This is a genomic window from Niveibacterium terrae, assembly GCF_048213115.1.
Classification (GTDB): domain Bacteria; phylum Pseudomonadota; class Gammaproteobacteria; order Burkholderiales; family Rhodocyclaceae; genus Niveibacterium; species Niveibacterium terrae.
In genome coordinates, this window is sequence record NZ_CP172404.1 from 2911309 (window position 1) to 2924402 (window position 13094).

Here is a 13094-nt window from a genome sequence, read left to right on the forward strand (position 1 = left end):
GTCTGGGCGCTGAGCTATTCCTGAGGGCGCGATCGCGCGGCGGGCGCCGCCCTGAGCACGATTTCGGTGATCTCGGACGGTTCGCCGAGACGAATCGGAAAGCCGCCCCAGAGGCCGGTTCCGCGGCTGACGTAGAGCTGCATCGCGCCGACCCGGTACAAGCCCGAGACGAAGCCCTGATTGAAGAGCTTGGCGAAGAGGCTCAGGCCGATGATCTGGCCTCCGTGCGTGTGGCCGGAGAGCTGCACATCGACGCCGGCTCGGGCATTGCTCCCCGCCCCGCCCGGTTGATGAGCCATCAGGATGACCGGCAGCCCTTGCGGCGATCCGGCGAGCGCCGCGGCGATATCCGGTTCCGGTTCGGAAAATCTTGACGCAACCCGGTCGGTAAGCCCGGCCAACACGAAGGCGCGGCCCTTGTCGCGGAGCAGCACATGCTCATTGAGCAGCATATGCAGTCCCAGCTTGCGGAAGGCGGGAATCCACTGCTCGTAGCGCGAGTAATACTCATGGTTTCCCGGGATCGCGAACACGCCCAACCTGGCCGTCAAGGCCCGCAAGGGCGCCACATCTGGAGCACGCTGCCCGGTTGTCCCGTCGATCAGGTCTCCGGTCACCAGCAGCAGATCCGGTTTCAAGCCATTGGCCTTGGCGACGACCGCGCCAACCCACGGCGCCCGCAAAAGACTACTGGCATGCAGATCGGAGATCTGAACCAGGCGCAAACCGTCCAGCTCGGCGGGCAGGCGAGCGAGCGGAATTTCCAGATGACGAACGTCCGGCACGCGAACCGCCTGCCAGACTCCGATTCCTGAGAGGGTAAATGCGAGGACGCAAAGTCCCAGGGCGCGACGGGGAAAGAAAAGGGGGACAGTCCGCGCAAAGCCCGCCCTGCGCAGCCGCCTGAACACGATGGCAACGACATCGGCGAGCAGCGTGAAAGCCGCCAGCAGGATGAAACCGCCGAACAACCAGCCCATGACCCACTGCACGGCCAGAGGCCATTCGGGAGACACCAGGGTTCCGAAGGCGATGCGAACGAAGAGGTGATATTGCGAAATGAACAGCAGGTTCAACGCGGCGCAGCACTTGCGAGCGAAGCTCCACGAGGCAGGCTTAACCAGCCGCAAAACCAGATAGACACAGATCAAACCCGTAATGATGTGAAGCATCGCGATCCTTGCGCTTACCGCTCAAGATGGGGTCAATGGGCCGGGCGCTCATCCCGCCCGAGCCCGGGATGAGCGGAAACCAGTATCGCTCATTCCGGGCGGAAAGCCTGCCTGCTAGCCGACCAGGCCCATCTTTTGGAGCCACTCAGCGACCTCCCGGTGAGCGGATTCCGCCTTGACGTTGGCCAGGTTTCCACCGCGCAGCGCAAGCCCTTCGAGGACCGTGGAATTCGGGCAGAGCGCCTTCAGATCCGCCTCGCTACGTCCGAGCCGGCTTCCCTCGTGCGTGCAGAACGGCATCAGCGTCTTGCCGGCCAGCTTGTACTTTTCGATGAATGAGAAAAGCGCCATCGGCATCGTTCCCCACCAGTTCGGATAGCCGAGGAAAACCACATCGTAGGCGTCGATGTTCTTGATATCGCCGACGAGCTGGGGCCGGAAACGGGCTTCGAGTTCCCGCTTGGCCTGATCGGTGGTCGCCCGGTATTCCTTGGGATAGCTGTGCGCCGTCCGGATTTCGAAGAAGTCGCCCCCCACCCTCTGCTGGATCTGATTGGCGACTTCACGCGTATTGCCGGTGCGCGAAAAGTAGACGATCAGAGTCTTGCCCGTCCTCTTCCTGACGGCTGAAGCCGAAGACTGACCAGAGAGCAGAGTCGCGGCAACTCCCGCGAGGGCCCCGGCTGCGGCCACTTTCAACACGCCCCGCCGGGAAACTCCCACCGCCCGGTCACTTTTCTGATCCTGTGCCATTCGTCTTCTCCTCGAGAGAGCAAAGAGGAGAATCTACCGAGCGCATTGGTCTTTGATTAGCCGCTATGATGCGCATGGTCTTATGAACTGGACTCATGAATGGCGCACGAAAACTTCAACGACCTGCTCGCCTTCGTCATCGTTGCGCGCGAGGGGAGCTTCACCCGCGCGGCCGCTCAGCTCGGAGTCTCCCAATCGGCGTTGAGCCATACGATAAGAGGGCTTGAAGCCAGGCTGGGCATCCGTTTGCTGACTCGGACGACGCGCAGCGTCTCACCCACGGAAGCGGGCGAGCGCCTGCTCTCGAACATCGGCCCGCGCTTCGAGGAAATCGAAACCGAGCTGGCCGCGCTGAGCGCGATGCGGGACAAACCCGCGGGCACGATCCGGATCACGGTTGCCGAGCACGCCGCCGACACGGTGCTCTGGCCCGCGCTCGAGAAATTCCTGCCCGACTATCCGGACATCAAGGTCGAGGTCAACCTCAACTACGGGATGACCGATATCGTCGCGGAGCGCTTCGACGCGGGGATCCGCCTCGGCGACCAGGTCGCCAAGGACATGATCGCGGTGCGCATCAGTCCTGACCTGCGCATGGCCGTTGTCGGCTCGCCGTCCTACTTCGCTCGCCGGCCGCCGCCGCTGACGCCGGCAGAGCTGACCCAGCACGACTGCATCAACATCCGGCTGCCGACCTACGGGGGGCTGCTCGTTTGGGATTTCGAGAAGGATGGCCAGAGCCTGAACGTGCGCACGGACGGCCAGCTGATCTTCAACAGCAGCACACCGCGGCTCCGAGCGGCCCTGGCCGGATTCGGCCTGGCTTTCCTGCCCGAGGATGTCGCGCTCGAACACGTCGCCGCCGGGCGCCTGGTCCGGGTGCTCGACGACTGGTGCCAGCCTTTTTCGGGCTACCACATCTACTATCCGAGCCGGCGCCAGTCCTCACCCGCGTTCGCGCTGCTCGTCGATGCCTTGCGCTACAAAGGCAAGGTTCGTTGATAGTCGCGCATCAGTTCTTTCTCAGGTCATAGGCGTTACGGCGCAACGAATCATCTTTTCCGGAATGCGCCGATCGCCGACAGGAGCCCGGAACGAAGCCTCCCGGGCGAGCGCTTCCGGCTCGTGTGCCATTGCAGCGCATAGTACGCCAAGCACGCATATAGACCCACGATTGATAGGTACTGAATAAAAAAACCGGCAACAGATCCATCAAAATCCCAGTAGTCGAAGGAGTAATAGGCAGTCAGTTTCGACAGAACGCCCCGCTCGAATGAAGCATGGATTCCGGCGATGGCGATGGCCGCTGAAAAGGCCCGCAGCGCGAAGCGGCGAAGGCGCGAAGACCTCGCACATCCCAGCAGATTCCTCGCCTCTGCGAGGACTGTTTTCCAGTGCAGCCCCAAATGGACCGCCATCAGGATCAGAAACCAGTAAGCCGCCGCGGTGTGAAGTTCACGGGACAAGGCATGGAATTCGAAACCCGCGAGCGAAGAGAGCAAATGCGAATTGAGCAGCCCACTGAGAATCAGCAGCAGCGCGGCGGCCAGCAGCAGGGCATTGACGCTGACGCGGGCCCGGCGCAATCCGTTGTAGCGGCCTTTGTGCAGAGTCTGGAACCACTGCCAGTTCAAGCCACCGTGCACGAGGAACAGGATCAGCATCCCTATCCCGATCAGCTCATGCGCCAGATTCCCGGTGAGCGGATAGGCAAACTCGACGAGGATCAGCGCAAGCATCAAAGCATCGAGCGACAGCCTCTTGATCAATCTCCGGCTCACGCGCGTATTCGGTTTCATCTCACGACATCCCTTCGCATCTAAAAATACCCGGGGCGGCAAAGCCCCGGGGTCTGCCTTGATGCGGCGTCAGAGAAAAGCCGATGCGCTTTGTTCATGGCGTCTCATCGAGAGATAGCCAAATCTACGCTCGGCGGCTCAGAAAGCGGCATCGATGTCGGCAACCGCGATCAGCTTGTGATTGACGAATTCCATCAATCCGAGGTCGATCAGCTCTCGTCCATGCCCCGAACGGCGAATGCCACCGAAGGGCAGATCGGCTTTGACCATGGTTGGATGATTGACGAAGACCATGCCCGTCGAGATCCGCGCGGCGACCTCCGCACCATGCCGGGTATCGGCTGTGAAGACCGAGCCGCCCAGGCCGAACGGGGAGTCGTTGGCGATCCGGATCGCGTCTTCCTCGTCCCGGGCACGCAGCAGCATCGAGACCGGGCCAAAGAACTCCCAGCGGTAGGCCGGATTGTCCGGAGTCACTTCGCTCAGAATGGTCGGCCGAACGAAAGCGCCCATCCGAGGAACGTCCGCCCCCACTTCGGTCGCCTTCGCGCCATAAGAGACGGCCTGCTGGATCTTCTCGCGCACTTCGAGCGCGGCCTGCCGGGAAGACAGCGGCGCCAGGGTCGTCGCCGGATCGGCGGGATCCCCCATGCGCAGCTGCGCGACTTTCGCAGAGTACTGGCGCAGGAACTCGTCGTAGATCTCGTCGACGATGATCATGCGCTTTGAGGACACGCAGACCTGGCCACCATTCCAGTGCCGTCCGAAAACGGCCCAATCGACGGTCTTCGCAAGATCGGCATCGGCCAGCACCACGAAGGCATCGGCGCCGCCCAGTTCCAGAGTCGCTTTCTTGAGCGCCTTGCCCGCCAGAGAAGCCACTGAGGCTCCCGCCTCTTCGGAGCCGGTGAAGGCCAGACCGTGCACGCGCGGATCGTTGATGATCGTTTCGATCTGAGCGCGCGTCGCGTACAGATTCTGGAATCCGCCCTTGGGGAGTCCGGCGTCCAGCATCAGCTTTTCAAAGGCCGCAGCGCATTGGGGCACGTTGGAAGCGTGCTTGAGCAGCATCGTGTTCCCGGCCGAGAGCTGGGGCGCGATGATGCGGGCAATCTGGTAATAGGGGAAATTCCACGGCTCGATGGCCAGCAGAACGCCCAGCGGCTCGTGGACCACTTTGGCCTCCAGCACCGCGGCATCGCTCGACTCGAGCTTGCTCGGGCGCAGCAGCGCCTCGGCATGGACGGCGTAGTACTCGAGGATCTGCGCCGACAGTTCTACTTCGGCTTCAGCCTCACCGGCCAGCTTGCCCATCTCCAGCGTCAGCAGCGCGGCGAAGCTCCGCTTTTGCCGGCGCAGCAGCACCGCGGCGTTGCGCATCACGGCAGCGCGCTGCGCGAAGGTGCTCGTCTTCCAGGCTTGAAAAGCCTGATCGGCCGCAGTGATCGCCGACTCGACTCCGGCATCGGTTGCAAACGGAAAGCTCTGGACAAGCTCGCCGGTATACGGATTGATCGTTTCGTAACTCATTGTCTAGTCCTCTATATTTGAAATTTTCTGCACTCCTCCGCACCGCACGGAAGAGATTTGTTTGATTCAGATTTCGTAGTGGACGCCACCCAGCCACTTGACCATTTCAGGATCGCGATGAGAGAAGAAACAGCTCTCGCGCGTATCCAGCGCGGCTATCCTGTCCATATCCGCGGCACTCAATTCGAAACCGAAGACATCGAAATTTTCAACAATTCTCGCCTTGCTGACAGACTTCGGAATGACGACTACGTCCCGCTGGATCAACCAGCGCAACACGATCTGAGCGACGGATTTTCCGTATTGGCGGGACAAGGACTGCAGCGTCTCGTTCTCAAACAGATTGTTTCGGCCTTCCGCAAACGGAGCCCAAGACTCGATCTGCACCTTGTTGTGATGCATGAACTGGGCACTGCTGGTTTGCTGGCAGAACGGATTGGTTTCCACCTGATTGACGGCGGGCGGAACTTCGTTGTGCACGATCAGATCCATCAGGCGATCGGGCTGAAAATTGCTGACGCCAATCGCGCGAATCCTGCCCTCTTTGTACAATTCCTCCATCGCCCGCCAAGAACCATAAACGTCTCCGCAAGGCTGGTGGATCAGGTAGAGATCCAGATAGTCGAGATCGAGGCGCTCGAGGGATTTGGCGAATGCCTTTTTGGTGCGTTCATAGCCCGCATCCTGAATCCACAGCTTGGTCGTGATGAAGAGATCCTCGCGCGGCACAGCGCTGCGCGCGATCGCCCTGCCAACTGCCTCTTCGTTGAGATAGGCCGCCGCGGTATCGATCAGCCGATACCCGGTCGCCAGCGCATCGACTACCGCCTGTTCGCATTGGGCCTCATCCCTGATCTGATAGACGCCAAAACCAAGAACAGGCATTGCAACGCCGTTGTTGAGGATGACTTTTTTCACGCGTATTCCTTCAATTGTGTCGGCTTCGGATCCTTGACGGGCAAGGACGGCGGGGGAGGCGGCGAAGCCATTTCCATGTTTGACAGAGGAACATCCTGGCAACTGAGCCCTCTCGCCCCCCCTTGGTGGAGAGGAACAATCTACCGAGGACGGCGGCGTTTGATTAGCCGCCACAGCGCGCATGGACTTATGAACTGAAGTCATCAATCAGGGAGAGCGCGCCCACACCGGCCTTGCGCGCGACGACAAACAGGCCTGCAACCGGTTTGCCGAGTTCAAAGCGGATGTCGACAGCCGTAATCGAGAGAAGCTCGAAGCCCGCCGCGATGAATGCCGTCTCGACGTATTCCCGACTGTGGCTATAGCGACCGCTCGGATTCAGTTTGAAGCCGGACCGGCACTCCTCGACCGAAGCCATCAGCAAACCGGCGTCGCCGAGCGCGCCCGCCGCAGCCATAAGGAACGGGGTCAGATCACCAAAATAGATGAAGGTATCGGCCGCCGCGACGAGATCGAAGCGCGCCACCGCCGCGGAGAGGTAGGCCACGACTTCGCCTTTAACGAGCTCGGTGTAGTGGCCCTTTTCCCCGGCAAGCGCCAGACTCTTTCCCGACAAATCCACGCCGACCATGTTCCGGGAAAACGGTGCAAGATGAGGCCCGCAAAGCCCCGTGCCACATCCTGCGTCGAGAACGCGCAGCGAATTGGCCGGCACCGCCAGTTTCGTCAGCGCCAGACCGACCCTCTCCGGGATGCAGTAGGCGAGATCCCTGAGCAGATTCGCGTCAAAATCCCTGGCCGTATTGTCGAAATGCGTTTCGAGGTAGGCGTCAGAGGCTCGAATTGGCACATCATGGCCCGAACAGGAGGCCCAGAGATGCCGCGCGATCGGGTTGTCCGGCTCCTCCTGCAACCAGGAATGATAGATTTCCGCCGCCTCGCCGATTCTGCCCAGCGTGTAATAGGCTGTGCCGAGCATTTTTTTAGGCTTGTCGGAACTTGGGCGCAAAACATAGGCCGAGCAATAGCTATGAGCGGCTTCCTCGCTTTTGCCCTGCCGGGTTTGAACATGGCCCAGATTGATCAGCGCATCCTCGAACCGCGGGTCGAGAAAAAGGGCATTCTCGAAAGCCGTCCCGCTCTCCTCCAGTTGATCCTCGCGCAGCAGCACGGCCCCCAGATTGTTCCAGACGACAGGATCTTCTGAATCGATCTGCAGCGCAGCGATGAACGTCTGGGCGGCTTCAGCATTGCGCCCCTGGGCGGCGAGCAGATTCCCCAGGTTGTTATGCCAGCCACTCGCGTCCGGAACCAGATCCAGGGATTTGCGCACCAGCGCGACGGCTTCATCGGGCCGGCCTTTCTGGCTCAGCAGAATGCCGAGGTGATGCAGTGCGTCGGGATGGTCAGGCGAGCGCTGCAAGACAAGGCGAAATTGCGACTCGGCTTCGTCCAGCCGCCCCGCCTGCTGTGCACTCAATGCGCATTCAATAGCAGCGCGGGCGGCGAAACTGTCAGGCAGGGGATCTTGTGCGGACATTGGAGCGATCAGGGGGGAAGGAGCGGAACGCACTCTATGTCGATTGCCCTCACCGGACTAGTCCATCAGGCATTGAACGAGAAACAATCAAAAATTGATGGTCTGCGGGCTCTCACTGTGTTATCGATCCATGCAGCCAGATGCCCCTCTGGCCCCGGGACCCGGCAAGATCCCTCCGGCGGTCGCTGAAAGATGATTAAATGTGTGCTCCTCGATCAGGCCACTCGGCCTTTCACAAACTGCGCCCGCATGAGCCGGGCGATTCAGGACCGATTTCCGGGAACAGGCATGTCCGTTAGCGATGGTTCGGCCGGGCCTTTGGCCGAAACCCTGAGACCCAAGAGCCTCGATCAGGTTTTTGGTCAGTCCGACTTGCTGGGCAAAGGCCAACTTTTCCGGCGCGCGCTCGAGTCAGGCAAGCCGCATTCGATGATCCTCTGGGGACCACCGGGGACCGGCAAGACGACTCTGGCCCGATTGGCCGCTCAGGCGGCCGGCGGTGACTTCATCGCCTTGTCCGCGGTGATCGCCGGCATCTCCGATATCCGCGCCGCGGTGGAGCGGGCGCGCTTCAATTCGGCGAAAGGGCAAGCGACCATCCTGTTCGTCGATGAAATCCATCGCTTCAACAAGACCCAGCAGCAAGCCCTGCTGCCTCACGTCAAAAGCGGATTGCTCACGCTGTTCGGCGCGACGACCGAGAATCCCTCGTTTTCGCTCAGCCCGGCCCTGCTCGCCCAGACCCGGCTTTATATCCTGAAATCGCTATCGAGCAGCGAACTGCGCAAACTGCTGGATAGCACCCTAAAAAGAATCCTGGGCCACCTGAGATTCAGCGAGGATGGTCTGAAAATGATCATCGATCATGCCGATGGTGACGCGCGAAGACTTTTGAACCTTCTCGAGCAATGCGCCACAGCCGCCGGGGCGAGCGGCCGCACGGAGATCTCGACGGATTTCATCCAGCCCCTTCTTCCTCCCGGCAGGCGGCGCTTCGACAAGGGAGGGGACCATTTCTACGACCAGATCTCCGCACTGCACAAGTCGGTCAGGGGATCGAACCCCGATGCCGCGGTCTATTGGCTCTGCCGTATGCTCGATGGGGGCGCCGATCTTCGCTATCTGGCTCGGCGAATCCTGTGCATGGCGAGGGATGACGTGGGGCTCGCCGATCCCCGCGCGCTGCAGATCAGCAGCGCGGCCGCGGCGACTTGCGAACACGAGGACCGTCTGGACGGCGAAATTGCTCTTTGTCAGGCGGTGATCTATCTGGCCGCCGCGGACAAGAGCAACGCCAGCGCGACCGCTTTCATGCAAGCGAGAGCCTATGCGGCGCAGAACAGGGATTTCGGGTTTCCCGCCCGCCTGCGCCGCCACGCGGAGGATCGGTCACCGGCCGATCCGCGGACCTTCTTCCCGGACCGGATGCCGACTCCTCGCTGGTATCAGCCCGCCCCCAGAGGACTGGAGGTCGATATCGCGGAAAAGATGAGGCTCTTGAAGGAACGGGAGGCCGGGATCAACGGAGGCAGCTAGGGCCGGCGGGAGCGGCCAATCACGGTCGCGAGCATCCCGAAAATCCCCAGAGTGATCCTGATGGAACCGACAAGGTGCTTTCCGAAGTGTTCATGCGGAGTCAGGATCAGCACAAAGCGCCACAGACCACCAGAGTCGCGTAAATGATCGCCCCAGCCAACTGCTCGACATTGCGGCTGAGGCGCTCGCCCAGGGCTTCGAGCGCAGGCAGACGGCCCAGATCGCCTTCGGAGACCCGATGGAGAATGCGCCGCAGATCGTTTGGCTCATCGCCCATCAGCCGTGCCACGTCGCGCAACCTTGCCCGCCTCTTCCTTGCCCCTCTACTGGGAAAAAGTCCCACCGTCAAACGGGAAATCTGTTCGCGGAACGATTCCATGTATTCGTAGGTCGGCGCGCACCGTTGCAAAAATGCACCCGTTCGCGCACCTGATGCTCTCTGTCCGGCCTGCTTGGTTTGCCGAATCCGACCTTTACCCTTGGACATCTGCACCGTGACCTGGACACTTTCTCCCGCACAAAAACTGGCAGTTCTGTCGATCGCTACGTCGATTGCCACGCTGTCCCTGAAGTTCGGTGCTTACTTTCTGACCAATTCGGTCAGTCTCTATTCGGATGCAGTCGAGTCCTTCGTCAACCTGGTCGCCGCAAGCGTTGCCCTGATCGTATTGATCGTCGCGGAACGTCTCGCGGATCGCTCCCACCCCTGGGGGCATGACAAGGCGATGTACTTTTCCAGTGGATTGGAAGGCGCTTTGATTCTTGTCGCCGCCTTTTCGATCGGGTGGGCGGCTCTGCAGCGAATGTTTTCTCCGGAGCTTCCCGGCCAGATCGGTCTGGGGATTGCGATCTCACTGCTGGCCTCTTTGCTCAATGCGATCGTTGCAACTGTTCTGCTGCGTTATGCCCGCCGGCACGACGGCATCGTGCTCGAAGCAGACGCCCATCACCTGCTGACGGATGTCTGGACCTCGGTCGGAGTTGTTATTGCGTTGGGCGTCCTGATCTTCAGGCCCGAGTGGAAAATCCTTGAGCCGGTGGTTGCTCTGCTGGTCGCAGCGAACATCGTCAAGACCGGCATCAGTATCCTGCGCCGCTCTGCAGACGGTCTGATGGACGCCGCATTGCCCGCGGAGGATCTGGCTGCGATAGAAAGCGCAATCACCCCCCCCTGCCCGAGTTCGCCCGCCACACGTCACTGCGAGCCAGAAAATCGGGAGCCATTCGACATGTCGAGTTCAAGCGTCTGATGCCACCGGAGACAAGCGTGGCCGTCAGCCACCCCCTGTGTGATGCACTGGAACAAGCGATCACCCGCGTATTCGAGAAAACGGATACCGTGATTCATGTCGAACCGTTCAGCGAAAACCCGTCCTCCGATATTTCGACTCAAAGGAACTGACCATGCTTTGTCCCGCCTGCAAGACCATTGAACTCGCGATGACCGAACGTCAAGGCATTGAAATTGACTACTGCCCGAGCTGTCGAGGCGTCTGGCTGGATCGCGGAGAACTCGACAAGATCATCGAACGAACACTCCTGTCCGAGCGCCCCCCATCAACAGCACCATCGCCGTATCAATCCAAGTCACGGAATCCGGGTGGGGCCGCCACGACGAACGTGGTCGCGATGAGCATGGCCACGATGAGCATGGTCGCGGGCACAACGAACACCGCCGCTCTTCGTTCTGGCGAGATTTGTTCGATTGAGGTCACACGCACTCCGCATCCAGGGCAATCGCAGCGTCACGGCACAATCCCGAGCAACTCAGTCTAGTGACGAGGCGAAGCGGAATGGCTGTTGATGTAGCTGGCCAGGGCCTTGTCGGTTTTCAGGATGTGCTGAGTCAGCCAGTCACGGACAAAAGTGATCAGCTCCGCACCGACAGGCTCTCCCGCCACAAAACGCTGTTTGTATTCAAGCGCGCGCTTGACCAGATCATCGTGCAAGGCGAGATGCGAGCGACTCTCCGGATAGTTATACTTTTTCATCAAGCTGGCTTCGTGCGCGAAGTGAAACTGCGTGTATTCGAGGAGATCATCCAGGACACGGCCGATTTTTTGCTCGGTCCCCGTCCTGTGCAGCGCTTCGTTGAGTTCGTTGAACAAGCCAACCAGACGCCGGTGCTGGGTGTCGATCGAGACTTCGCCCACCATCAGGCGCGGCGACCACTCCAGAGCAACGGCATGGGGAGCCCCTTCATCGCTCTGTGAATCGCCGGAAGAGCTGACCTGAAAGCGCAGAGCCTGATGCGCAAGCGCCTCCGCGGTGCGATCGGCTTTGGCGGCGACTTGCGACGCGCCATCGACCATTTTGACGGCCTGTTCGGTAATCTCGATCGACTGAGTCACGATATTGACAACATTGCTGGCGTTGGCGACTTCGGCGCTGACAACCCGGCTGAACTCCTCCATCTTGCCAAAGGCCCTATCCGCCTCCAGCCGAAAGTCCGCGAGCAAGCTCGCCGTCTTGTTCGCGGAATCGACGCCGAATTGGACAACGGGAAGGGCGGAATCCATCTCGCGGACAACATCGAGAACCTTGGCCTGGATATTCTTTATCGTCGTCGCGATATCGTGAGTCGCTCCGCTCGTCCTTCCCGAGAGCTTTCTGACTTCATCGGCAACGACGGCAAAACCTCTCCCATATTCACCGGCTCGCGCCGCCTCGATGGCCGCATTCAAAGCCAGAAGATTGGTCTGTTCGGCGATTTCCTGGATTGTCACAACGACGCTGCCGACCGCGCGCGCCTGGTCCGCAAGAACCTGGACATCTTTTGACGACTGCGCCATGATCAGAGAAACCTGATTCATTCCCTCCGTCGTCCCTCCCATCATGTTCTCACCCTCTTGAGAGCGCGAAGCTATTGATCGGCTGCTCGCCTCCGTCTCGCGAGCGAGATCGAACAAGTGCTGCATCTGCATCTGCATCCGCTCGACAACGGACAACACCTCGTCAAAGGTGTCCTTCTGCAAAGAGAGCCGGGCTCCCATGCTCGACGCCTCCGAGGTCAGGGTTGCCATGTCGGTCGACAGCACTCGAGAATTCTTGGCCATCTCGCTGACCAGCATATCGAGCTGCCCGCGCATTCCCTCGAGAGCCGAGAGCATGCTCCCGGCCGGAGCGGAGCCGTTCTCGACAAGCGTGACGAGGTCGCCCGAAGCGATTCGCTTTGTCGCGTCCAACGCGGTGCTGACCTCCCCCCCCAGCTCGTTCAAGATTCGCCGCCGCGCAAGCAACGCAACCGCTAGGGTCAAGATCGAAATCCCAATGGTGAGGACCGCTATCAGCTTGGCCACCCTCCCCCCCTGGGCATCCAGATCATCGATGTAGAGGCCACTGCCGACGATCCAACCCCAAGGAGCGAAGCTCTTGACGTAGGAGAGCTTGGGATAGAGCTCCTGACTCACTCCGCCTTCTTTTCTGGGCTTGGGCCATTCATAGGTGACAAAGCCTTCGCCGTGGCGTTTGGTGACGGACACGAAGGCCTGAAACAGATTGACCTTGTTGAGGCCTTCGCGTTGCCGGCCATCGACCGAATACATCTCGGTCGCCTTCAGGAAGCTCTCCTTGTCCAGCAACTGCCCGTTCAAGGCCGGAACGGTCGGATGCATGATCATCCTGGCGAAGGGTTCGCCCTGATCGTTGATCCAAAAGTACTCGGTTCCAAAGTATCTCAAGGCAGACAGGCTCTTTTTCGCCTCATCCTGCGCCTGTTGGCGCGAAAGCTGCCCAGCCGCTTCGAGCGCCTGATAGCGCTGTAACACTCCCGTGGCCAGCTCGACCACGGACATCAGCTGCGTCTCCTTATCCGAGCGGAGGTTGTTAACTATCGTCTGCTGAGCG

Annotated in this window: 13 protein-coding genes; 5 read left to right on the forward strand and 8 right to left on the reverse strand. The window is 60.4% G+C overall.

Translation table 11 applies throughout. From position 1 onward, the window contains the following. Positions 1-14: 14 nt before the first annotated feature. Together ACHFB9_RS13490 and ACHFB9_RS13495 are read right to left on the reverse strand one after the other, a co-directional pair. On the reverse strand, positions 15-1172 hold the full coding sequence (locus ACHFB9_RS13490) for a metallophosphoesterase (protein WP_417067798.1): 1158 nt from the start codon (positions 1170-1172) through the stop codon (positions 15-17). A 114-nt stretch (positions 1173-1286) separates the two neighbouring features. Next, complete coding sequence (locus tag ACHFB9_RS13495) at positions 1287-1925, reverse strand: flavodoxin (RefSeq protein WP_417067799.1); 639 nt, start codon at positions 1923-1925, stop codon at positions 1287-1289. A gap of 99 nt (positions 1926-2024) precedes the next feature. On the opposite strand from ACHFB9_RS13495, the gene ACHFB9_RS13500 reads away from it, so the two are divergent. Next, complete coding sequence (locus tag ACHFB9_RS13500) at positions 2025-2927, forward strand: LysR family transcriptional regulator (RefSeq protein WP_417067801.1); 903 nt, start codon at positions 2025-2027, stop codon at positions 2925-2927. Positions 2928-2977: 50 nt separating this feature from the next. On the opposite strand, the gene ACHFB9_RS13505 is transcribed toward ACHFB9_RS13500, so the two are convergent. The 4 genes from ACHFB9_RS13505 to ACHFB9_RS13520 all read right to left on the reverse strand — a co-directional run bounded on the left by ACHFB9_RS13505 (position 2978) and on the right by ACHFB9_RS13520 (position 7712). Beyond that, positions 2978-3664, reverse strand: coding sequence for a DUF4405 domain-containing protein (locus ACHFB9_RS13505; RefSeq protein ID WP_417067803.1), 687 nt, complete (start codon positions 3662-3664; stop codon positions 2978-2980). A gap of 198 nt (positions 3665-3862) precedes the next feature. Continuing rightward, positions 3863-5254, reverse strand: a complete 1392-nt coding sequence (locus ACHFB9_RS13510; RefSeq protein ID WP_417067805.1) for an NAD-dependent succinate-semialdehyde dehydrogenase — start codon at positions 5252-5254, stop codon at positions 3863-3865. A 66-nt stretch (positions 5255-5320) separates the two neighbouring features. Then, the gene (locus tag ACHFB9_RS13515; protein WP_417067806.1) at positions 5321-6172 is read right to left on the reverse strand and encodes an aldo/keto reductase; all 852 of its coding nucleotides are present in this window, start codon (positions 6170-6172) and stop codon (positions 5321-5323) included. A 187-nt stretch (positions 6173-6359) separates the two neighbouring features. Next, positions 6360-7712, reverse strand: coding sequence for a tetratricopeptide repeat protein (locus ACHFB9_RS13520; protein WP_417067807.1), 1353 nt, complete (start codon positions 7710-7712; stop codon positions 6360-6362). Positions 7713-8000: 288 nt separating this feature from the next. Here ACHFB9_RS13520 and ACHFB9_RS13525 point away from each other — a divergent pair, with 288 nt between their 5' ends. Further along, the gene (locus ACHFB9_RS13525) at positions 8001-9248 is read left to right on the forward strand and encodes a replication-associated recombination protein A (RefSeq protein ID WP_417067808.1); all 1248 of its coding nucleotides are present in this window, start codon (positions 8001-8003) and stop codon (positions 9246-9248) included. Between the two features lie 106 nt (positions 9249-9354). On the opposite strand, the gene ACHFB9_RS13530 is transcribed toward ACHFB9_RS13525, so the two are convergent. Beyond that, positions 9355-9537 (reverse strand): hypothetical protein, encoded by a 183-nt coding sequence (locus ACHFB9_RS13530; RefSeq protein ID WP_417067810.1) that lies wholly within the window; start codon positions 9535-9537, stop codon positions 9355-9357. A gap of 205 nt (positions 9538-9742) precedes the next feature. Between ACHFB9_RS13530 and ACHFB9_RS13535 the strand changes: the two genes are divergently transcribed. The 3 genes from ACHFB9_RS13535 to ACHFB9_RS13545 are packed head-to-tail and all read left to right on the forward strand — an operon-like array spanning position 9743 to position 11024. Continuing rightward, a complete protein-coding gene (locus tag ACHFB9_RS13535; RefSeq protein ID WP_417067811.1) occupies positions 9743-10498 on the forward strand; it encodes a cation diffusion facilitator family transporter in 756 nt (251 codons plus the stop codon). After that, entirely contained in the window at positions 10471-10650 is a 180-nt protein-coding gene (locus ACHFB9_RS13540; RefSeq protein ID WP_417071387.1) for a cation transporter dimerization domain-containing protein, read from the forward strand. The genes ACHFB9_RS13535 and ACHFB9_RS13540 overlap by 28 nt, the downstream gene beginning before the upstream one ends. A 2-nt stretch (positions 10651-10652) precedes the next feature. Beyond that, positions 10653-11024, forward strand: a complete 372-nt coding sequence (locus ACHFB9_RS13545) for a zf-TFIIB domain-containing protein (protein WP_417067813.1) — start codon at positions 10653-10655, stop codon at positions 11022-11024. On the opposite strand, the gene ACHFB9_RS13550 is transcribed toward ACHFB9_RS13545, so the two are convergent. After that, positions 11021-13042 (reverse strand): bacteriohemerythrin, encoded by a 2022-nt coding sequence (locus ACHFB9_RS13550; protein ID WP_417067815.1) that lies wholly within the window; start codon positions 13040-13042, stop codon positions 11021-11023. The two genes, ACHFB9_RS13545 and ACHFB9_RS13550, sit on opposite strands and share 4 nt — an antisense overlap. Positions 13043-13094 lie beyond the last annotated feature (52 nt).